This window comes from Pseudoalteromonas luteoviolacea H33-S (assembly GCF_001625695.1).
Lineage (GTDB): Bacteria > Pseudomonadota > Gammaproteobacteria > Enterobacterales > Alteromonadaceae > Pseudoalteromonas > Pseudoalteromonas luteoviolacea_B.
The window spans coordinates 40,500-61,825 of the sequence record NZ_AUXY01000079.1 but is presented as its reverse complement, the minus strand read 5'-3'; the positions used below and the strand labels follow the sequence as shown (position 1 = coordinate 61,825).

Genomic DNA, 21,326 nt, shown 5'->3' with positions numbered 1-21,326 from the left:
GGTAAAATATGGAAAGCATACTGGATGTTATCAAACAAGAATGGGAGCAGCCAAAGGGGTTTGATCCAGGTATAGAGCAAATCGTTGTCAATGACACTCTAGATGAAACCAATAAAAAGGGCATACGTACGCGGTTTGTACGTTTTGCTCCGGGGGCGAAAACACAGGTTAAATTTATACACGATTACCATGAAGAAGTGTACTTAGTGCAAGGAGATCAAATTTTGCTGGATGAGGGGGAATTACAGCCATTGCAGGCATATCAGCAGGGCCACTATTTTACTCGTCCCGCGGGAACCTTTCACGGTCCATTTAGCAGTAACAGCGGTTGTATACTGCTCGAAGTTCATTATTACAACAAATAACAATTAATACATTTACAGATTGAATCAAAAGGAAATGAAATGAGTTACCAAACCCACGCCCAGACCTGGGAACAAAGAGCTACGATCCGAACTAGGCCACGGCGGATGATCGAGGATGATGAGTTATCATTTTACCCGCAAGAACGACAGCCGCTCTGTTTTGATCCCATCATCGCCAAGTTAGGTGATGAGGTACGAGATCAAATTTTGCTTCAGAGTTTGTATAAATATATTAATGATATCGTGATTTTTGAAACTGAAATCGTAAATAAAACAGCGCTAGATATTGCTAAAGGCCGATTTCCGTTTGAGTTTTCATTTGATGCCAGATACGACGCGATGTCAGTGGTTATTGACGAAGACTATCATGCTTTTGTTGCGATGGACTTTCAAAACCAGCTTGAATTACAAACGGGCATAAAACCCTTTCAAACATTTGATGAAATAGAGTTAAGCAGGGCGATCCCTCGCGCAGTTCACTCACTCAGTGATCCCGCGCATAAGGCCGGTATGGAATTGATTGCAGTGGCTATTTCAGAAAATACAGTGACGTCAGATGTGGCAGCGTTTGCCAGTGATAAATCGGTTAAACGATCTATTAAAGGGATCATGGCAGATCATTTAGCTGACGAGGGTCGCCATTCTCGCTTTTGGATCGAACTTGTGAAGATTTATTGGCAAGAGGTAGACGAAGTGACACGCATAGCTATCGGTGAAGCAATTCCTAAGTTTTTAGCACAATACCTGACAAATGAAATTCAAAAAGAGTTTGATACGGCATTAATTGCGCAATTGAGCTTGCCTCAAGTGGTGCAAAAGCGTGTGATGGATAATTTGGTGGGCAGCTATCCTATTACTAGCCAGCATCCAATGATTGCAAATATTCGTCGCTTTTTTAATGCGTCAGGCTTGCTTGAACACGAACCTACACGCATGCAACTTCAACAATATCTCGCAGGTTAATGAGAGGCGAATATGAAATTACTCTCTATTTTGCTCCGCAATGATAGTCCCTGTTTTGCAGAGCTTGGACAGCTTGCATATGATTTTGGTCACACTGTATTTTGTGATCAAGATGTACCGAGGGAGCAGAATTTTTGGCAAATTTTGCAACCTCAAGATAAGTTGGATCTGACTGTTTGTGCGTTACCGGATTCGCCACTGGGCGAGGAGAACACGCTGTATCTCAATGTTGAAAAGCGGGAGCAATATGCAAGTTATTGGTTGAGGTGTATCTGGTTTAAAAATAACCGTTGGTGGGTATTGAGTGAAGCCGAAATTGCGGCGAGCCATGCGATTAATGGCGCAGATATATACAGTGAATTGGTTGAGCAGTTACAAGACAATTTAACCGTTGCACTCACGCGTGTTGCACAAAGTGAATTAGATACCCTAGTTCAATGGTCGCCAAAAAACTGGCCTATCAATCAGGATTTAGCGCAAATACGTGCTTGGCATAAAACGAATGAAACCGCATGTACACCGCTCATTGAAACGACGACTTTGTTTGCTGGTTTTAAACAAGCTTGCCAGTGCTATCCCGATAATATTGCAATACGCTTTGACGGCCAAACGATGTCGTATGCATTGCTAGATAGATTGAGTGAACGAATAGCAAAGCAGCTATATAAGCGTTTACCTTCAGCGTCGGTTCAACCTGTGATAGCCATTGCATTAGATAAATCATTTGAGTTATACGCCAGTATTCTAGCCGTATTAAGACTGGGGGCGTGTTATGTGCCTATCGATCCAGACTATCCTCAAGATCGCATCGATAATATTTTAAACAGTGCCTCTGCGGATCTTGTCATCAGTCATCGAGCAGGTTTAGCCGATAACTTCGCTGATATTAACACCTTAATGAATGAAGGTGAGGATGTTAATAGTGAGCTACCCAAGGTGGCACAAAACCCATCTGCGAACGCTGTGCTTATATACACTTCAGGCTCAACGGGTATGCCAAAAGGTGTGCAGCTAACACATAGTAATATTTTTCATTTTTGTGATTGGTATAGCCGCTACACGCAGCTGGATACACACTCTCGATGCTTGCAGTTTACGACGGTCTCTTTTGATGCATCGCTACTGGATATTTTCCCGACGTTATTGGTGGGGGCATCTCTAGTCGTACCAAATAAAGAAGCACGCCATGATTTTTCGCAATTAGATGAGTTAATTCGCTCAGAGCAGACAAGCCATTGCTTTATCCCGCCAGCCATGCTGAGCGCATTACCAAATTATGAGTGGCCATCTATGCGCTATATCATCACAGGTGGAGATGTCTGTGATGCTAGAACGATTGCATATTGGTCACCGCGGAGCCAGCTAATTAATATTTATGGCCCCACTGAATGCACGGTATTGGCAACGTATAAAGCTTTTTCGCCAAGCAGTAATAACAAAGTGCTCGGTAAGCCGATACAAAATACACAGATCTATGTGGTCAATGAGCAAGGCAACCCTTGTCATACACTAGAGCAAGGCGAAGTCTATTTGGCCGGACCTGGCGTTGGACCTGGTTATTTCGGGCAGCCAGAGAAAACTGCAGAGTGCTTTTTAGCGCCGAGCGAATGGTCACAAGGTGCCCAGCTATATCGCACCGGTGATATCGCGTATTGGGATGAGCAGGGCGAGTTAAACTTTGTTGGTCGCAAAGACAATCAACTTAAAATAAGAGGGTTTAGAGTTGAATTAGGTGAAATTGAGAACACCATTTTACGCACTGGGTTATATCATCAGTGTGTGGTTTTAGCTGATGATAAAAAGCGCATTCATGCGTTTGTGAGTGAAGCAGAATATGCGGCGGATACCACGTTGTTGCGACATGATTTAGCACTCAGTTTGCCTGATTATATGATGCCCAGCCAGATAATTGAGATAACCACCTTTCCAGCAACCAGCAATGGCAAGGTTGATCGTCAAAAGCTGTTGGCTATGGTCCCGGAAGCCACAAGTGTTCAGCGAGCAGATGAAACCTTCAGTGAAATTGAGAATGCGCTTAGGGAAATTTGGGCTCAGGTACTTGAAGTTGATGAGTTAGATGTTGGTCGAGAAATGTCTTTCTTTGAATTAGGTGGTCACTCACTCCTTGTGTCAAAAATGCTTTTGGCGGTTAAAAACCAGTTTCCAGGTAACTTCACCTTGGCACGTTTTATGGAAAACCCAACCATTAGTGCACTTGCGGTATTGTTGAGTGGATCTGATCTGGATAAAGGCGCACAGATCTCAGATCGGATCTATGCGGATATGGTGTTAGATTTTCAGATCCAACCTCTGGATGGGAGCAACCCGAACGCATTTTCCCCTCAAACTGTTTTGCTAACTGGTGCAAATGGCTTTTTGGGGGTCCATATTTTGGAGCAGTTAATTACACAAACTGACGCGACGATTTATTGCTTAGTGCGTGCCACCTCTGTGGAATATGGATGGAAAAAAATACATGATGCGTGGCAAATGTTTGGCATTGAACCGGCGGTTTGCCCTACTAGAGTTAAAGTTGTATGTGGCGATTTAGCCAAGCCGCTTTTGGGTATGACTCAGTCTCAGTATGATCAGCTGAGTCAATCGGTTGATGTTATCTATCATAATGGTGCACAAGTAAATCATATCTATGATTACGACTACCTCTACAACGCAAATGTACAGTCGACCATAGAGCTACTTGAAATGGCCTGCCAGCACAAAGTTAAGCAGATGGTTTATATTTCAACGCTCTCAGCTGCGAGCAACTTAGATGCAAACGGGCGCATTGTCGAAGATGGCCCAGCGGAGCAATTACCTGCGTTTGTCAATAATGGTTACAACCTGACAAAGTGGGTGTCTGAACAGCTTGTATGGCAAGCTTACCAGAGAGGTTTGCCAGTGACCTTAGTACGGCCTGGCAACATTTGCGGTCATTCTGAAACCGGCCAGTGTGTTCCTGATCAAAATCGGATTCTACTGCTGCTTAAGGGCGCTGCGCAATTGGGTATGGCACCAGATTGGTCATTGAATTTCGATCTGTGTCCTGTGGATTTCATTGCCAGAGGCATGGTTGCTGCAACCTTATGTGAAGATAGGCATCAGCCTGTTTTACATTTTCATAATCCCAACCCTCTGACTTGGAAGCAATATGTTGGCCGACTGTCCAACTTTGGCATTCCCATCCATTTTGTGGGTGATACAGAGTGGCGAGATACGTTAATGACACTGGATGAGAGCAATGCACTATTTCAAGTTGTCTCATTTTATCTTGATGAAAATAATGAAGATATTGGTGATATCTCGCATATTGATAGCGCCGCTACTGCGACAAGGTTAGCGCAATTTGGGCTAGCTTATCCTGATAAAGATTTGGCACTGGTCGATGCCAATTTGGGCTTTTTAATTGCTAGTCAATTTATTGAATGCCCCAAAGAAGAAGCACAGCCAATTTAACAAACAATTTAATAATTAAACAAAGGAAACTGTTATGAGTACCCCTTATAAAGAGCAGCGTTCAACGCTTATTTATGTACCTAAAACAAGTACTATTAGTACGTCTGTCGATGTCAAAGCGACACCCGATCAGGCATGGGAAGTTGTTGGCAACTTTGCCGGCTTTGACAAATTTGTCGACGGTCTTGAGCGCATTGAAATGACAGGTGAAGGGATACGTGCTGTTCGCAAAAAGTTTTTTGCTGATGGTCATTTAGTTTTAGAGCAGCTGAATAGCTACGACGAGCAGAAGCATATCATGAGTTGGAGCCTATTATTTACCAATATGGATATCAATAACTTATGGTCTTCTATGCGAGTTGAAGCTTTGCCAGATGGTCAAGCTCGCGTGTACTGGGATATTGCTGGCGAGCCTGCAAATGAAGACACATTGCAACCGGACTTTGAGGACTTTATCGCAACATTTGCTGCGGCGGCATTGAATAATGCTAAAGGGCTTATCGAGCAAGCAGCTTAAATTTTTGGGGGTGTAATGAATCGCAAGTGCGTTACACCCTGATTTTAGATGTAGCAATTGAAAGGAATAATCATGAAAACAACGAGTCAAACACAGCGCAAAGCATATGCGACTATCCCCAATACAGGCACCGTATATAACGATATTGAGATTAATGCACCGGCTAGAGCGGCTTGGTCTGTGGTAGGGAATTTTTCAGCATTTGACCGATTTACTGATGGATTAGAGCGGATTGAAATGCTCAGTGATGGCGAGGGAGCCGTTCGCCGAAAATTTTTTGCTTCCGGTGATTTTGTTATTGATCAGCTAATGGAGCGAGATGACGCAAGCATGTCCATGCATTGGAATATCATTTTAACATCATTAGATATTCGTAATTTGTGGGAGCATATTCGAGTCGAGTCTATCTCAGATCAGCAATGCCGTGTGGTTTGGGAAATGGCGGGTGAGCCGAAAGACAGCCAAACTTCGCAGCAGCAATTAGAGACATTTTTGACTGACTTTGCTAAGGCAGCATTGAAAAATGTGGCGTCTCTATGCGTGTTAGAAACTGAGTCAGCTTAGGAGAAGGCTATGAGCACACTGTGGTTTTTTGTTGCTTTGCTGGTTCCGTGTATTTGGGGAGTTCAGGCTGTCATGCTTAAATTTGGGATCGGCGAGTTTCCCCCTGTATTTATGGTGGCTCTGCGATTTTTATTGATGTTGGTGTGTCTGGCTCCTTTTTTGACAAGATTAAAGGGGCAATTTGGAAAAGCATCGGCAGTGGGCTTAACTCAAGGAGTTGCGCACTTTGCATTGCTATATATCGGCTTTCAATACGCTGATGTGACCTCTGGGATGATTGTTTATCAAACGAATGCCATTTTTACCTTGATTTTAGGGTCAGTCCTATTAGGTGAAAAATTGACGCGCTTTGGCTTTGTTGGCACAGCGGTTTGTTTGGTAGGCGTCTCTTTGATCCTCGGCTTACCGCAGCAAAATACCAGTGTGTTGGGACTGGTCATTATCGCTTGTTCTGCTTTGATGTTTGCAATCGGTAATATTTGTGTACGTAAGCTGGGGCCTTTTGACTCTGTGGGCTTAAACGCAGCCGTCGCTATGTATGCATTCCCTATGCTTTTAGGATTATCGTTCTTAATTGAACAAGGCCAATGGGAGTCGATCACACAAGCCAGTTTACCTGCTTGGGGTGCATTACTTTACACCGCATTTTTGGGCGGCATTTTGGCATTTATTTTATGGTATAAATTATTGGCAAAATTTAGTGTCGACAAGATCTCACCATTTAGTTTGCTTATGCCATTTTTTGCCATGATAGGTAGTGTACTCCTATTGGATGAACAAGTGACTGTAGCGAATTGCTTGGGGGCGATTATTACGGTTGCGGGTATTGCGATCATTCAATACGGCGCTAGGGCCTGGTCTTGGCTTCGCCCTGCCAGTGTCACGGCATAAATGGTGTGAGGAATAAACGTATGTCTAGTATGAATAAAGCGCCCAGCATTGAATGCCAAATTTCACGGATCGCGATTGAAACTCAAAGCTGTATTTCGATATATTTACGTCGTGTTGATGGGTTACCCTTTTTGCAGTTCTCAGCTGGTCAATATGTGGCGCTAAATCTTGTAGTACAGGGACAATCGCTTCGACGTTGTTACACCATTTCCTCGTCATCGCAAGATAGCAGTGTTATCCGATTAACCATTGAGCGGGTCAATCAAGGCCTAGTATCAAATTGGTTGTGTGATCATGCTGCGATAGGGTTGAGACTTGATGTGGGTGAGCCTACAGGGCAATTTGTTTTGCCAAGTGAGTCGAAAAAGAAGCTGTTATGGATGGCGGCAGGCAGTGGTGTAACGCCTTTCATAGCAATGTTACATGAGCTGGTTGATACCCAATTATCTTGTGATGTGGTGATGCTGATATCTGTCAAACAACGTCAAGATTTAATTGGCAGTAACGAACTTGAAGCGCTCATTAAGCATTTACCCAACGTAAAGTTAGTGACGACTTTCACCTCAGAGGCTGACGTGTCGAGTGAGCAGTTTGGTAGGTGGACGGCAGAGCGCATTGCTGACATATGTTCTGATCTAGATGGGCGTTTGGCTTATTTGTGTGGTGGTGCGGCATTTACAACTGATATGCAACAAGCGTTAATATCGCTAGGTATGGCGCCAGAAAATGTGATGGTTGAATCCTTTTTTGCGGTGAATACCCACAATACAATAGAAGCTGAGCTGACATCAATGCACGTTCAGTTGATGCCACATGGTGTGCAATGGAAAACAGATGGCACGCAAACACTGTTGGCGTTATCTGAGTCACAAGGCGTCGAAATTCCGTCAGTATGTCGCAGTGGCTTGTGCGGCGCATGCAGTGTGACGGTTAAAGGCCCCTGTCATTCTGAAGGAAGAGAAGCGCTAGATGACGCCAGCTTTGACGCTGGCGTGCGTTTAGCTTGCATGACGTTTCCGCGCGGGGACTGCGTTGTGGAGCTAAATTAAGCGACTGTCTGTGGCTGCGCTATAAAGTCAACCGGTGCTAATCCGACACGACGCTTAAACATGGCACTAAAAGCGCCCGGGCTATCATATCCGACTGCCAGTGCTGTATCGATAACATTGTTGCCTTGGGCCAACAGCTCCATACTGCGCATAAGGCGCTTTCGTCTCAGCCATTCGCCAAAGCTTAGGCCTGTGGCTTGATGAAAGCGCCTTGATACTGTGCGATCTGAGACGCTTAGCATGTAAGCGGCATCGGTTAATGACCACGGGTGTTCCAAGCGAGCGGTGATTTTTTCACATAATTTTAAAAGTGCCTTATCTTCTGGTAAGGGGACATTGAAATCATGTAGTGACAAGTCGCGTAGCTCATCTAAAACAAGCTCTAGGATACGCTCCTCTTTGCCTCCCCTTGGGCAAGGAGTGGGAATATCAACGGCGCTATTTATTAATGCTTTAAGCAATTCCGGAACTTGGAAGATACCACAGTCACTAGGCAAATCTGCTCTGGCAAATGGGTCTAAAAACAAGGTTCTTACCTCTACTTGACCATGGGCTTTGATGCTATGAGGTACGTTAGCAGGGATCCATAGTGCTCTATCTGGTGGAATGATCCATCGACCTTGGGGGGTTGTGACTCTCAAAACGCCAGTCAGCGTATGTAAAAGTTGTACGCTAGTATGCGCATGTTGAGGTTCATTAATGCCGTGTGCATATGAATAAGCAAATGCCATGATGGGAGCGGGTAACTGTTCAGTTTGAAAATACATCGATCCTCCTTGTGAATTATGCCAATGTTGTCTTCAATAAAACTGTTTTAGAGTAAATGCTTTACCTGTGTTATTACTAAAATCAGCTTGAATACTTTATGCATAGATCGCGTGTACCTGAAAAGTAACACCAGTAAAAAAGAATAAATAAGTCAATAAATAACTGAATTAGATTTTATTTTGTATTTATAATCTATTTTTTGTTTTTTATTGGATGTTTTATTTTTAATTCGCTGAAGAGTAACTTTTCACACATTAGTGTATTGGTGATTAAGCAGTCAATCCAAATGGAATAAAAACTTCTCGTCATGAAGATAACTCATAATTATGTGTATTAAATGTTTAAAATTGTTATTTGTATTGTTGTACCTTATTTTATGTAGTATGTTTCTTTTTCATGGACGCATGTCCATAAAAAAAATGGGTAATTATTAAAAAAATAATGAAAAGGCTGACTCAGCCTAAACTTTTATAGTCAAAGGAATAATGATGTTAGAAGAACAAATCGAGCCCTGCTTAGCAGAGGATTTTTCATTTTCGAAAGAAGAATTAGAACAGTTTCGCAGACAAGGTTTTGCTGGTCCATTCACCGCATACACGCCAGAAGAAATGACTGAAAAATTCAAAAAGCTTCGCCCGAAGCTGGTGGACAGTCGAAAGTCAATTTACCGTGGAGATGACGGTATCTCAGGTAGTACCAATATATCCAATTATGATCGTCACCTCGATATTGATTTCCTTGCAGATCACATCTGTAAGCGTGAAATCGTTGACCGTGTTGCAAGCATTTTAGGTCGTGACTTACTATGTTGGAGAACGGAATTTTTTCCTAAATACCCGGGTGATGAAGGTACCGATTGGCACCAAGCGGGTACATTTGCCAATGTTGCCGCGTCGAAAAAGCCACAAATTGAATGGCCTGAAGGTTCTGAGCACTCAGGTACAATTACAGTTTGGACGGCGTTTACTGAGTCTACAATTGAAAATGGTTGCCTGCAGATCATGCCAGGAACGCATAAAACCATGAATTATGACGAAACCAAAGAACTCACTTATGATGAATCTCAGATCAATTCAGTGGAAAAAGATGGTATTAAACGCGGCTTTTTTGGATATGACTATCGCCAACTGCAAAAAGATCCGAACTGGAAACCTGATGAATCTCAAGCGGTTCCATTAGTTATGAAGCCCGGCCAATTTGTTATCTTTTGGTCTACCCTCATGCACGCTTCTTACCCTCATTCGGGTGAAAAAAATATGCGTTTAGGTTATGCCGCGCGTTATGTCCCGACAGATGTAAAAGTATATCCGTATTCGCAAAGCTTGGATGAGTTTGGTGCGAATGCCAGCCTTGATAACCATGGTTCAGTGTTAGTTTCAGGTACAGATTCAATTGGCCATAATGCACTGATTGAAAAAACGTTTAATAACACGCCGTTTAACCGCCGTGAGTGGTAATGCAATTAAGGAAAGATGATGAAAGACATTGAACAAACAGTATTGGCGCTGTGCCAAGAAATATTGAACTTAGAGTCGGTCTCTTTACAAGATGACTTTTTTGACATCGGTGGTGATTCATTGAGTGCGATTAAGTTGTTATCTCGCACCGATGCTCTTTATGGCGAAGACGCGCTGACCGCAGATGCATTATTTGAGGATGGTCGTTTGGGCGCTGTTGCTGAGTTTATTACCCAAAACCAAACAGCAACTGCGTAACTGATGACACTGCAGATAAATACAAAAGCTGAGCATGCTGATGCGTATTGGTTACGTGCCAATACAAAGACAAAAAATGTAAAGCTGCGATTAATCTGCTTTCCCTATGCCGGTGGAGGAGCGCGGATGTTCCTCCCTTGGCAAACAGAGTTGGGTGAAAGTATAGAGGTGTTGGCCTATAAATTGGCTGGCAGAGAGTCTCGGTTAAGAGCTGCTTTATATGCCGATTGGTCGACATTATTGGATGAGTTAATTGATGCGATTGGTATGCTCGACCAAGACTATGGCGAATGTCCGTATGTTATTTTTGGTCATAGTTTTGGGGCTCGCATTGCATTTGAGTTAACACGCAAGTTAGAAGCGTTACAAAAGCCGTTACCACTGCAACTGTTTTTGTCAGCATGTAGAGCACCGAGTGAGCCATGTATTTTGCCATATATGTATAACCTGGACAGCAGTGCTTTTTATGCTCGAGTCGCGAAAATGGGCGGTACTCCCGCTCATATTCTCGAAGATAAAAGGTTAATGCGTATGCTTGAGCCGATTTTAAGATCAGACATGGCCTTGTCCGAGTTATGGCCCGATAGTGAGCGGACACCCGTTAATGTCAAAATAACGGCTTTGAGTGGGGTGCACGACAAAATAGACCCGCCTTTGGTCATGCAAGCTTGGCAAAACTATACCCACAACAACTTTGAGTTAATCTGCTTTGAGGGAGAGCACTTCTTTTTGCACTCACACCAAAATCAACTGCTTAGACAGATTGAAAACGAGTGCAAGCAACTGATGGAATAACTGGGATAAGGATAATGACAGTCAATAAACAGACTGAAGCATCGGTGTTGTTAGCGCAAGTGAATGATACCTATGTTGAATTTGACCGCCAAATAAGCATTGCCCAAGCATTTAACAAACAAGCAAAGCGGACACCACATGCGATTGCACTTGAATGGCGTGATGTGAAAGTGACCTACGGCGAACTTGAAAGGCAAGCTAATCAGCTGGCGAATGTACTTAAAATGCGCGGTCATGAGCAAGATACGAGTATTGCATTTAGTTTGAATAAAAGCCCACGTATGGTGGTTGCGATGTTGGCAATCTTAAAGCTGGGTTCAGCATACTTGCCGTTGGATTCGAACTTACCTATTAAACGCCAGCAGTCCATGATTTATCAAAGTCGCACACGACTGGTGCTGTGTGAGAACAGTAAAGTGGAAGCTTTACCTCTGCCCGTTCACTTTATCAATTTAGAAGATATTGACGCTGAATGTCAGTTTGCAGATGCAAGTGAGCCTGAAGTTGCACACCGAGAAATGGCGTACATTAACTTCACTTCAGGCTCTACGGGTGAGCCAAAAGGAGTTGCTGTTGCGCATATTGGTGTGCTGCGGTTAGTCAGTGATGTTGATTATGTTGAGCTCAATGAGCAAACGCGGGTGCTGCATTTGGCGACGGTCAGCTTTGATGCGGCGACTTTTGAGATCTGGGGGCCACTGCTAAATGGTGGGTGCTGTGTGATATTCCCAAATGCGCTGCCAACAATTGCTAATCTAGGTAGATGTATTAGTGCGCATCAGGTGAATACATTGTTTATTACCACAGCCTTGTTTAACACAGTAATAGCGGAAAAGCCTGAAATATTTGAACCTCTGCATACCATTCTTACTGGGGGAGAAGCACACAATTTAGCGCATATGCGCAAGGCTTTGGCGGTACTGCCCAATACAAATATCAGCAATATATACGGACCCACGGAATGCACGACCTTTGCAACGGCTTGTCGGCTTACTTTACCGCTGGATGTGATGCCAATCGGTAAACCAATAGCGAATACCCGTGTGTATGTTTTAGATGATAAGTTGCAATGTGTGGCACAAGGACAAGAAGGAGAGCTATACATTGCGGGCGATGGTGTAGCTCTGGGCTACATAGGTCAATTTGAACTGACTCGGGCACGCTTTGTTGATCAAGTTGAAACCCCATTAGGGGGGGAGCGTCTTTATCGCACTGGCGATCGTGTAAAAATGCTAGCAAGTGGTGATTTAGCATTTTTAGGCCGAACGGATGATCAGGTGAAAGTCAAAGGCTTTAGGATAGAGCTGGCGGAAATTAAAACAGAGCTAGAGAGCTTAGACACTGTGATGAGTGCGCATGTTTTAGCGAGTGCGGTTGATGGCAATGAAAAACGCTTAATCGCGTTTTTATTACTCAATAAGTCTATCGACACTGGGGAATTGAATAAGGCATTAAAGCAGCGGTTACCACATTACATGATACCGTCGCAATATGTGGTTCTAACGGATATGCCATTAAATAAAAACGGCAAAGTGGACAAAGCTGCTTTGCTTTCAAAATATCGTGATACAGCTAAATAATAAGGAAAGACAATGAATTTAAGCAAAAGTGCGCAACGCGTTCAAGATGCCATAGTCGCTGCGGGTTGTGAGTTTTCTGTGGTTGAATTACCGGGCAGTACGCGCACAGCAGAAGACTCGGCAAACACGATTGGGTGTGAACTGGGGCAAATCGTGAAGTCGCTTATTTTTAAAGGTAAAGAGAGTGGTAAGCCAGTTTTACTACTGGTTAGCGGAAAAAACCGAGTGAAAGAAAAGCTAGTGGCAAAGCATTTAGGTGAAAAATTAAGTAAAGCGGATGCAGATTTTACACGTGAAGTAACAGGGTTTGCGATTGGCGGCATTCCGCCTTTAGGTCATCTGGAGACGCCGATTACTTTTATTGATGAAGATTTGCTTGAATACGAGACCGTATGGGCTGCTGCGGGTACGCCTCATGCAGTTTTTTCACTACCAGCAAATAAATTAATTGAGCTGACAAATGGGCAAGTTGTGCAGGTGAAATAGTATGTCTGATGGCATTTATTTCAACCAATCTCATAAAAATTTCCGCACAGAGGTGCGGAAATTTTTGCACCAACATGCAGTGCCCAACATTGATCGTTGGGAGTCAGAGCGCAAGGTCGATAGAGCCTTTTGGCAAGCACTTGGCCAAACTGGGTGGCTCGGTATTGCGATGGACTCGACAAGTCAGCCTCAAGAATCTAGTTGGGATATCTTTCATGGGATGATATTTATTGAGGAGCTTGGTCGATTGGGCAGTGCAGGCCTTAGAACTGCAATTGCTGTGCACAGTCATATGACGTTGCCCTATTTAACAAAACTGGCAGATGTTCATACCCGAGAAGTGTATCTTCACAGCGCTATTCGAGGGGAAAAAGTGGCGGCTTTAGCGCTTACAGAGCCTGATGCAGGCACAGATCTCAATGCGTTAAAATTAAACGCCCAAGCGCAAGCAGATGGCTTTGTGTTGAACGGGCACAAGCAATTTGTTGCCAATGGCACTGAATGTGATTTTTTTGTGGTGTTAGCGAGAACGTCTGAAGCAACTCAAAGTCGCTTTGGCGCAACGGGCCTTTCCTTGTTTGTTGTTGATGCGCATGCACCTGGTGTGCATCGAACCCCTTTAAACTGTTTGGGCTGGCACAGTGCGGATGTAGCCGAGTTGAAGCTAGAGCAGGTATTTGTGCCCAAGTCGCATGTGATTGGCAAAGTGGGACAAGGGTTTCAATTGATAGTTAAAGGCATGCAGCTTGAAAGACTGAGCGCTGGTGTGATGGCTTTAGCGGCAAACCGCTGCTGTCTTGAGCAAACTTGGCACCATTTAAAATCCCGACAACTTGGTGGGGCTTCGGTGAGCAAGTATCAAGTGGTCAGGCATGCTATGGCAAGATTGAGTACTCAGCAGGCATCAATTGAGCAACTGGCATATCACTGTGCATGGTCTTTCGAGCAGGGTAAAATGCCGATGAAAGAAATTGCAATGCTGAAAGTGGCCGCGACGGAGCTACATCAAGAAATTGTGACGCAATGTGCACAATTTCATGGTGCGCAAGGGTATGTAGACTCACATATTTTTGCGCGCTTTGTACGCGATAGTCATGTTGTAAAAATCGCCGCAGGTGCCAATGAGGCTATGAACGACTTAATAGCGCAAGCACTGGAAAACAATCCAAATATGGATCTATAGCCCTTATCCGGGGCTATACCATTTTTCATTATCATGTCGTTAGTCTGGAAACGGATTATTTGATTCTATCGGTTTTTCTTAAAGTAAGTTTAAATTAAATCAACTTCCAATTTCTGAGCAGTCTTGTGCCTAGTTTAACCGGCACAGGTTGTAATTTCAGCCGCTATACTAATAAGCATAACTAAATCATTATTGAAATCAAACCTTTTACTCATCGCCGTTCAGAGTAGACTGAATTGTTCCTTAGTTGGGTTCTTTAGGTATAAATTATTTCTATTTTCTCGGTGAGCTTGAATTGTATTGATAAAGGTTTGAAAAGTGCCGCAATATGCGTCTATTTGGCGGCAAACTAACCTTATTTGACGAGTTAAGGTGATGGCGGATTCCCCTTGGATCATTTGTCTGCCAACGAACAGATCCTATTTTTGCCATCACCTTTTTATTAAATAAGGTACACTTAATGAATAAGAATTTGCCAGCAGTTTTCGTGATTCTTGCGACGTTCTTTACGATCTCTTTTATCACTAATATTCTTGGTCCTATCTTTCCGGAATTGATTAAAAGCTTTGATATCGGCATAGCGCTGGCAGGGTTTTTTCCATTTGCTTTTTTTGCTGCGTATGGTGTGATGTCAATTCCTGCTGGGTTATTAGCGCAGCGTCTCAGTGAAAAGTTTGTAATGACATTGGCTTTTGCGCTTGCAGCCACAGGCTCATTGCTATTTGCACTCTTACCTAGTTTCGTGTTTGCGATGGTCGCCTTGTTTTTAATCGGCAGTGCCATGGCGTTCTTGCAAGTGGCCATCAATCCGCTGTTAAGAAAAGCCGGCGGGAGTGAGCATTTCGCAGTGTTATCTATTGTTGCTCAGCTACTATTTGGCGCTGGCGCGACCTTATCCCCTATTGTCTACGTTAATTTAGCAGATATGTCGCAGCAGTCTGGAAATGTATTAAATACACTGGTACCAGCGCAAATGAGTTGGTTAAGTATGTACTGGTTGTTTGCTGCTGTGTGTATTGTCATGATGATTTGGGGGGCTGTGACTCGCTTTGAGGGTGGCAATGATGAACAAGAAAAGTCGCAAGCTTACACACTAAAAGAGAGTTTGGCACTGTTCAAAAATAAAGTGGTGATTAAGTTTTTCTTTGCGATTGCCGCTTATGTTGCTCTTGAGCAAGGGATCGCAAATACTACATCACTCTTTTTAGAGCAGGTCCATGGGTTGGATGCAAAGCAAGTCGGTGCCGGTATTGTCAGTGAATTTTGGCTGATGTTGACTGTGGGCTGCGCGGCTGGTTTGATTTTAATGAAGCTGTTTGATGTACGCAAAGTACTTGCGTGGTTTTGCATCGGAGCGGGTATCAGTTTGGTCGCTGCTATATTTGGCTCTGTAGAGATTGCATTATTGGCATTCCCTGTTGCTGGCTTCTTTTTATCGATAATGTGGTCAGCGATTTTTTCGCTCGCGCTCAATTCATTTTCTCACGGGCATGGTGCCATCGCGGGTATTTTGTGCACAGGTATTGTGGGGGGGGCAGTTATCTCGCCCTTGATTGGTGCTTTGGCACAAGTATCAGGGTCGTTGCAGTTGTCTCTTTTGCTGTTATTTGTCCCATTGGGCTATATGCTGCATGTGGCCTACACGTCAAAACCTATTGTCAATAATCACACAATTAAATTGTTCGCGAAAAGATCACCAGAGCAGGAAGCATAGAGATGTCAGGGATGGTTGTATGTATTGATTTAGGGGGCACTAAAGCTTTGTGCGGTCTTGCCAAACAAGGTCGAATTGCTCAAGTGAAACGTTACCCTGTGCCTGCATCTGGCACAAAACAAGCAGTAACAGATTATGTCATTGAATTAGTCAAAAAAACGATAACGGATGAATGTGTTGGTATCGCCATTGGGATTCCAGGGGTCGTGAACAGTGACACAGGTGAAGTGTTTGAAGTCACAAATATTCCTGCGTGGCGTGATGTTCAGTTGTCAGAAATATTGAGTCGGCGTTTTAATGTGCCTGTACTGGTTCACAACGACGTAAATTGCTTTACGTACGGTGAATACCGCTACGGTGAGCATGGTAGGGTAAATTCCCCTTGTAAAAACATATTAGGTGTTTGCTTGGGGACAGGGCTCGGTGCAGGTGTGGTGATAGAAGAGCAGCTTTATACTGGTCGATATGGCTTGGCTGGTGAGTTTGGCAGCGCACCTTATCTGGATAAAACCATAGAAGATTATTGTAGTGGCCAATTTTTTAAACAGCGCGGTACCGATGGGGAGTTAGAGTATTTATCAGCAAAAGCCGGTAATACGGCTTCGCTTAAGCTATTTGAGCAACTGGGCACACATTTGGGGATAGCCTTTGCCCATATGCAGCTTGCTTATGATCCGGATGTCATCGTTATGGGAGGCTCTGTGACACAGTCTTATGATTTATTTGGTGAATCCATGCTGTCTACATTTACTCAATATGAGCAGTGCAAGCAGCTGAATATTCGTATTAGCCAATTGCCATATGCGCCCTTGCTTGGCGCTTTTGCACTGTTTGAGCAAAAGTATTGTGTTGCGACGTCGCTGTTTGAACACGCTTGAATATCAACTAAAAAGGTATGGCATGTCGAATAGACAGCCATACCTAGCTCAAAGGAAGGGAAATTAATCGACGGCAGTTATCACAGTGTCTATCAAGTGCACAACACCATTAGCTGTATAAATGTCTTTTTGTATCACATTGCTGCCTTCGATTTGCAGACCTGACGTGGGTAGCATGACGTGTGACCAATTGTCTATGCTACTGCCCATCATATCTCCTGCTGCAGTATCCGCGGCGTATAAATATAAAGGACGCCCTAAATACGCAACCTGCATCATATTGTCTTGACGAGCGATTAAAGACAGTCCTGGAATATTTTCAATTTGCGCTTGCGTTGCAATCACCGGCGGCCAAGCTGTTGCACATGCATCGTTACACTGGCTTTGTGCAAAAGTGAGATCATTGTCAAATGTGTAGAGTGTAAAGCCTGATTTTTCACTGCCATTACCAGCGACCAGTATTTGCTTGCTCGAATCGTATGCGACTGCGTCGTTTTCGCCGTTGTTGGTTCCTGCAAAATCAACAACGCGAATATCTAGCATATTTGCAGCAAGTGTTTCCACTTTTTTGCCGTTGAGCTTGAGCGCTGTCATAGCAGGCGCTTCTAAGTTCAACACATGCTGTGTCAGCACTTGTGTTAACCCAGCGGTGTCGGCGAGCAATGCATTGAGTGTGTCAGCTGGGATCTTTTGAAATGCACGATTAGTCGGCGCAAACACTGTAAATGTCGCTTCTTTGTTTGATAACGTGTCCACAAGGTTCGCTGCAGTTAAAGCTTGCACGAGCGTAGATAGATCGTCAGTTTCGACTGCGACTTCTGCGATGGTTTTTTCAGAAGCAACTTTCTCCGCAGGCGGCATGATCACTTTATCAAGCACGTGGATAACCCCGTTGTCGGCTTGCACATTTGCAGTTCTAATGACCGCATCATCAATGAATAATTTGCTATCTACGGTGCTTAATGCAGCCATATCACTGTTAGCCATTGTGACCATATTAGACTCTGACGAAGCGATAGCAGATGCCGCATCTGACATAACGCTTTGCCCAGATACAACATGGTATAACAGAATGTCTTTCAACATTTCTGTGTTAGCTCCAAGCGCATCTAAGGTTTCTTGTCCGAGTGCCGCGAACGCAGCATCGGTCGGTGCAAAAACGGTGAACTTAACGGTTGGATCTGACAACACTTGATCAAGTTCCGTTGCGCTAAGTAAGTTGACTAACGTATTGAAAGAGCCCGCCGCAGTGGCAACTTCGGGGATCAAACCCAGTGACTCAGGCACCGCCACACTGCCGACCACGACAGCATCGAGTACGTGGATAATGCCGTTAGAAGCCGGAATATCCGTTTGAGTGACCGTAATGCCTGCAAATTTCAACATGTCTGATGCTGCGTCAATGGACACACTTTGTTGATTATTTAACAAGGTCGTTGCGTCTTTACCGTTGAGTGACATCGCAGTGATGGAGTCGACACTGCCTGCAACAATGTGTTGCTTGAGGATGTCGCCTAGTACCTCGGGATTAGCCAACAAGGTATTAATTGTTTTTGTGCCAAGTGCTGCAAATGCGGCATCTGTTGGGGCAAAAATAGTTAGCGGATCAGAGCCTGTGAGGGCACTTGTCAAACCTGCTGTTTCTACTGCCTTCAATAGCGTCATGAAGTTTCCCGCAGCAGTTGCGACTTCAGCAATATTTTGGGTGGACGTTGTGCCAGCTGGCGGCATTAATACCGCATCAATGACATGAATAATACCGTTGTCAGTTTGGATATCTGTTTGAGTAACAGTCGCGGTGTTAATCAGTAGGTTTTCACCTGACAGAGATAAGGCTAATTTGGCGCCATTGACGGTTGCTGTTGTTTGCCCTGCTAACCCCAGTGCAGTCTCGGCGTTTACTTCTGAGGCGAGTACGTGATATGTCAAAATACTACTGAGTTGGTCGGTGTCGGCAAGCAAGCCGTTTATCGTTTCTGTGCCGAGTAGCTCAAATGCTGCGTCAGTCGGTGCAAACACTGTAAATTTGTTGTTTGTGTCATCAAGTGTTGCATTTAGACCCGTTGCGTCGAGTGCTGCGACCAAGGTAGTGAATGAGCCAGCTGCTTTTGCTGCATCATAAACTGAGTTTTCAGGTTGGTGAGGTTGAGTAATTACGACCGGGTCGTCATCATCAGAACAGGCGGACAGTACGCCCACCATGGCAACAAGTGCCAGTTTTGCAAGTACTTTCACGATCATCTCCATTGGAGTGGTTAATTTTCCGGCAATACGCGACTGGCACGCCAGTAGATCAAGAAAAAGTTTTACGGGAGCTGTCTCTTTTTTTCTGTGAAGTACTGACTTTACGTTCATCAACTTGTTTGTATTTTGGCTAAGTTAATGCTTTAAAAGGTTAAATTTTTACCATTAAGTGAGTTTTGAATAGCAGAAATAACATGCAAAAAAATACATATTTTTTTTAAAAAAAAAGCCAACTTAGACAAGTGAAGGCATCGTTTTAGTGAAAAATGACCTAGGTGTATTTGCGAAAATTAAGGCATGATCGTTTTAATTGGAGGAAATAGTCTAAAGAGCTACATGCGCATTTTCTAGCAGTTGTTACGGTTAATGTAGGTGTGAAAAGAGTAGATAGTTATTTGTACCTAAATTGAACTTATCGAGCATGAACTGGTCAATAACAATAATTTTAATTACCTGAAAAGCAAGGAAGTAAGATGCGCGTTCATCTAATAGTTGCTCACCCTGAAGAGAAGTCATTTAACTTTGCGTTGCATCAGATTGCTAAGCAAACATTTAATGAATTTGGCGCTGTCGTTACTGAGTCCAATTTATATGCTGAGCAATTTGATGCTGTGGCGGGAAGCAAAGATGTCATGGGGTTCTCAGAGCCCTCGGGGTTCAACTTAGCCAAAGCACAGCGATATGCTTTAGATAATGGGATATTTTGCGAACAAATTAAGCAGGAGCAGCAAAATCTAATTGCGTGTGATTTATTGATCCTTCAGTTTCCACTATGGTGGTGGTCATTTCCTGCCATTCTCAAAGGGTGGATTGACCGCGTATTAACCTCAGGTTTTGCCTATGGTCAGGGGGCCATATTAGCGCCAAAAAAGGTGATGTACTCAATCACAACTGGGGGAGCAGCCAATCAAGATGAAATGGCGTATTATAAAGGCAAAATTGATGGATTATACCAAGACGTATTTGGCTTTATAGGGTGGGAAATCGTGCCGCCGTTTATTGCCCATGGTGTACAGCAAAAAAGCCATAAAGCACGCCAGTTGATATTGCAAGATTACCAATCACATTTGAACACCATTTTGAGACATTAATCATCTAGTTATATCTAATGACCACATTATGCTAACTAAACAAGCGTGATGGTTAATTAAAATAATAATAAGGAAATCACATGAATAAATACGCGCTCGTCTTTATATCCTTCGCTTTACCGAGTTTTGTCTCGGCACAGACGGAGTTAACTCCAAATGATATGGTTAAGAAGGCGCACGCATTTGTGGCTGCCAAAAATGCTCGCCAACAACCCGCAACAACGGTACAAGACATAGATAACTTTATCGCGTTACTGGCAGATGAATTTGTGGATGAGCACGTGAGATACAATTTTACCTACACGGATAAAGTAAAGTTGCGAAAAGACATGGTTGCCAAGCTCAAAGATAAAGTGGTGCACAGTAAAATAGACATTCTTGATATCATGACAGGTGCTAACGTTGTTTTTATCAAAATGACGGAGTCAGGTAAGGTGAAACCTGCACATTTAGACAATGAAGTCGAATATAAAAAGACCAATGTCGTCTCGCTAGAATTTAATAGTGATGGATTGATAAAACACATACGACGACATCATGGGTGAGTCAATACAAGTTGTGGATTGATGCGCATAGTGTTAGAAAAGGGAGCTAGCTCCCTTGGTGTTACAAGCATAATTAGGAAGTTTCGAATTACGTATTTACCATATTAGTGGTAACGTTTTTCTCTAACCCGGTAGTCAATTATTTTAGTTCTATATTGGCAGCTGCTTGCGGCGCGGTACACGAAAATAGAGACACCAGGCGCTTGATAAGCACGTACAAATCTCCATTCGCAATTGTCTACTACACCACTGGGTATTGTTGTCCAAGCGCTGGCTGCACCTGCGAACATTAAGATCATGGTAAAAAATACTAATTTTAATTTAGACATTGTTTCCTCACTTTTATTTTTACTTTCCAGACGATTGAGACTGTTACTTTAGAAGGTTTGAAATGATGTACAATTAATAACCAGTTATTCGATAGGTTTTTACCTCAATGTAATTGAATGATATTAATTTGAGATGTTGACATTCTAGCTGGAGGCTTGATTTACCACCCTTAAGTGAGCAAATTTGAGATAACAA

20 protein-coding genes are annotated in these 21,326 nt (G+C 43.5%); 17 read left to right on the top strand and 3 right to left on the bottom strand.

The window, feature by feature from the left end:
• The first annotated feature begins 8 nt into the window (after nt 1-8).
• The 7 genes from N477_RS14670 to N477_RS14640 all read left to right on the top strand — a co-directional run bounded on the left by N477_RS14670 (nt 9) and on the right by N477_RS14640 (nt 7,802).
• On the top strand, nt 9-365 hold the full coding sequence (locus tag N477_RS14670) for a cupin domain-containing protein (RefSeq protein WP_063364404.1): 357 nt from the start codon (nt 9-11) through the stop codon (nt 363-365).
• Nucleotides 366-404: 39 nt separating this feature from the next.
• Complete coding sequence (locus tag N477_RS14665) at nt 405-1,328, top strand: diiron oxygenase (protein ID WP_063364403.1); 924 nt, start codon at nt 405-407, stop codon at nt 1,326-1,328.
• 12 nt (nt 1,329-1,340) lie between these two features.
• Entirely contained in the window at nt 1,341-4,781 is a 3,441-nt protein-coding gene (locus N477_RS14660) for a non-ribosomal peptide synthetase (protein ID WP_063364402.1), read from the top strand.
• A 34-nt stretch (nt 4,782-4,815) separates the two neighbouring features.
• Nucleotides 4,816-5,298, top strand: coding sequence for an SRPBCC family protein (locus tag N477_RS14655; protein ID WP_063364401.1), 483 nt, complete (start codon nt 4,816-4,818; stop codon nt 5,296-5,298).
• Between the two features lie 72 nt (nt 5,299-5,370).
• Nucleotides 5,371-5,862, top strand: coding sequence for an SRPBCC family protein (locus N477_RS14650; protein WP_063364400.1), 492 nt, complete (start codon nt 5,371-5,373; stop codon nt 5,860-5,862).
• Between the two features lie 9 nt (nt 5,863-5,871).
• Nucleotides 5,872-6,753 (top strand): DMT family transporter, encoded by an 882-nt coding sequence (locus tag N477_RS14645; RefSeq protein ID WP_063364399.1) that lies wholly within the window; start codon nt 5,872-5,874, stop codon nt 6,751-6,753.
• A 20-nt stretch (nt 6,754-6,773) separates the two neighbouring features.
• Nucleotides 6,774-7,802: an iron-sulfur cluster-binding domain-containing protein gene (locus N477_RS14640; protein WP_063364398.1), complete on the top strand. Its 1,029-nt coding sequence runs from the start codon at nt 6,774-6,776 to the stop codon at nt 7,800-7,802.
• On the opposite strand, the gene N477_RS14635 is transcribed toward N477_RS14640, so the two are convergent.
• Nucleotides 7,799-8,569 carry an AraC family transcriptional regulator gene (locus N477_RS14635; RefSeq protein WP_063364397.1) on the bottom strand — a complete coding sequence of 257 codons (771 nt, stop codon included), beginning with the start codon at nt 8,567-8,569 and terminating at the stop codon, nt 7,799-7,801. The two genes, N477_RS14640 and N477_RS14635, sit on opposite strands and share 4 nt — an antisense overlap.
• 486 nt (nt 8,570-9,055) lie before the next feature.
• On the opposite strand from N477_RS14635, the gene N477_RS14630 reads away from it, so the two are divergent.
• From N477_RS14630 to N477_RS14595, 8 genes are all read left to right on the top strand, one after another.
• The gene (locus N477_RS14630) at nt 9,056-10,027 is read left to right on the top strand and encodes a chlorinating enzyme (RefSeq protein ID WP_231098180.1); all 972 of its coding nucleotides are present in this window, start codon (nt 9,056-9,058) and stop codon (nt 10,025-10,027) included.
• 18 nt (nt 10,028-10,045) lie between these two features.
• Nucleotides 10,046-10,285 (top strand): phosphopantetheine-binding protein, encoded by a 240-nt coding sequence (locus N477_RS14625; protein WP_196760632.1) that lies wholly within the window; start codon nt 10,046-10,048, stop codon nt 10,283-10,285.
• 3 nt (nt 10,286-10,288) lie between these two features.
• The gene (locus N477_RS14620; protein WP_081216654.1) at nt 10,289-11,080 is read left to right on the top strand and encodes a thioesterase II family protein; all 792 of its coding nucleotides are present in this window, start codon (nt 10,289-10,291) and stop codon (nt 11,078-11,080) included.
• Nucleotides 11,081-11,094: 14 nt separating this feature from the next.
• A complete protein-coding gene (locus N477_RS14615; RefSeq protein WP_063364394.1) occupies nt 11,095-12,660 on the top strand; it encodes an amino acid adenylation domain-containing protein in 1,566 nt (521 codons plus the stop codon).
• Nucleotides 12,661-12,672: 12 nt separating this feature from the next.
• A complete protein-coding gene (locus N477_RS14610) occupies nt 12,673-13,146 on the top strand; it encodes a YbaK/EbsC family protein (RefSeq protein ID WP_063364393.1) in 474 nt (157 codons plus the stop codon).
• 1 nt (nt 13,147) lies between these two features.
• Nucleotides 13,148-14,329, top strand: coding sequence for an acyl-CoA dehydrogenase family protein (locus tag N477_RS14605; protein ID WP_063364392.1), 1,182 nt, complete (start codon nt 13,148-13,150; stop codon nt 14,327-14,329).
• 460 nt (nt 14,330-14,789) lie between these two features.
• On the top strand, nt 14,790-16,043 hold the full coding sequence (locus N477_RS14600) for an MFS transporter (RefSeq protein ID WP_063364391.1): 1,254 nt from the start codon (nt 14,790-14,792) through the stop codon (nt 16,041-16,043).
• Between the two features lie 2 nt (nt 16,044-16,045).
• Nucleotides 16,046-16,921 carry an ROK family protein gene (locus N477_RS14595; RefSeq protein WP_081216653.1) on the top strand — a complete coding sequence of 292 codons (876 nt, stop codon included), beginning with the start codon at nt 16,046-16,048 and terminating at the stop codon, nt 16,919-16,921.
• 63 nt (nt 16,922-16,984) lie between these two features.
• On the opposite strand, the gene N477_RS14590 is transcribed toward N477_RS14595, so the two are convergent.
• Nucleotides 16,985-19,162 carry a fasciclin domain-containing protein gene (locus N477_RS14590; RefSeq protein ID WP_063364390.1) on the bottom strand — a complete coding sequence of 726 codons (2,178 nt, stop codon included), beginning with the start codon at nt 19,160-19,162 and terminating at the stop codon, nt 16,985-16,987.
• A 476-nt stretch (nt 19,163-19,638) separates the two neighbouring features.
• On the opposite strand from N477_RS14590, the gene N477_RS14585 reads away from it, so the two are divergent.
• Both N477_RS14585 and N477_RS14580 read left to right on the top strand, forming a co-directional pair.
• Nucleotides 19,639-20,256, top strand: coding sequence for an NAD(P)H-dependent oxidoreductase (locus tag N477_RS14585; protein WP_063364389.1), 618 nt, complete (start codon nt 19,639-19,641; stop codon nt 20,254-20,256).
• Between the two features lie 80 nt (nt 20,257-20,336).
• The gene (locus N477_RS14580; protein ID WP_063364388.1) at nt 20,337-20,801 is read left to right on the top strand and encodes a hypothetical protein; all 465 of its coding nucleotides are present in this window, start codon (nt 20,337-20,339) and stop codon (nt 20,799-20,801) included.
• A 104-nt stretch (nt 20,802-20,905) separates the two neighbouring features.
• Here N477_RS14580 and N477_RS26090 read toward each other — a convergent pair whose 3' ends face one another.
• The gene (locus N477_RS26090) at nt 20,906-21,130 is read right to left on the bottom strand and encodes a hypothetical protein (protein ID WP_155731908.1); all 225 of its coding nucleotides are present in this window, start codon (nt 21,128-21,130) and stop codon (nt 20,906-20,908) included.
• Nucleotides 21,131-21,326: the final 196 nt, after the last annotated feature.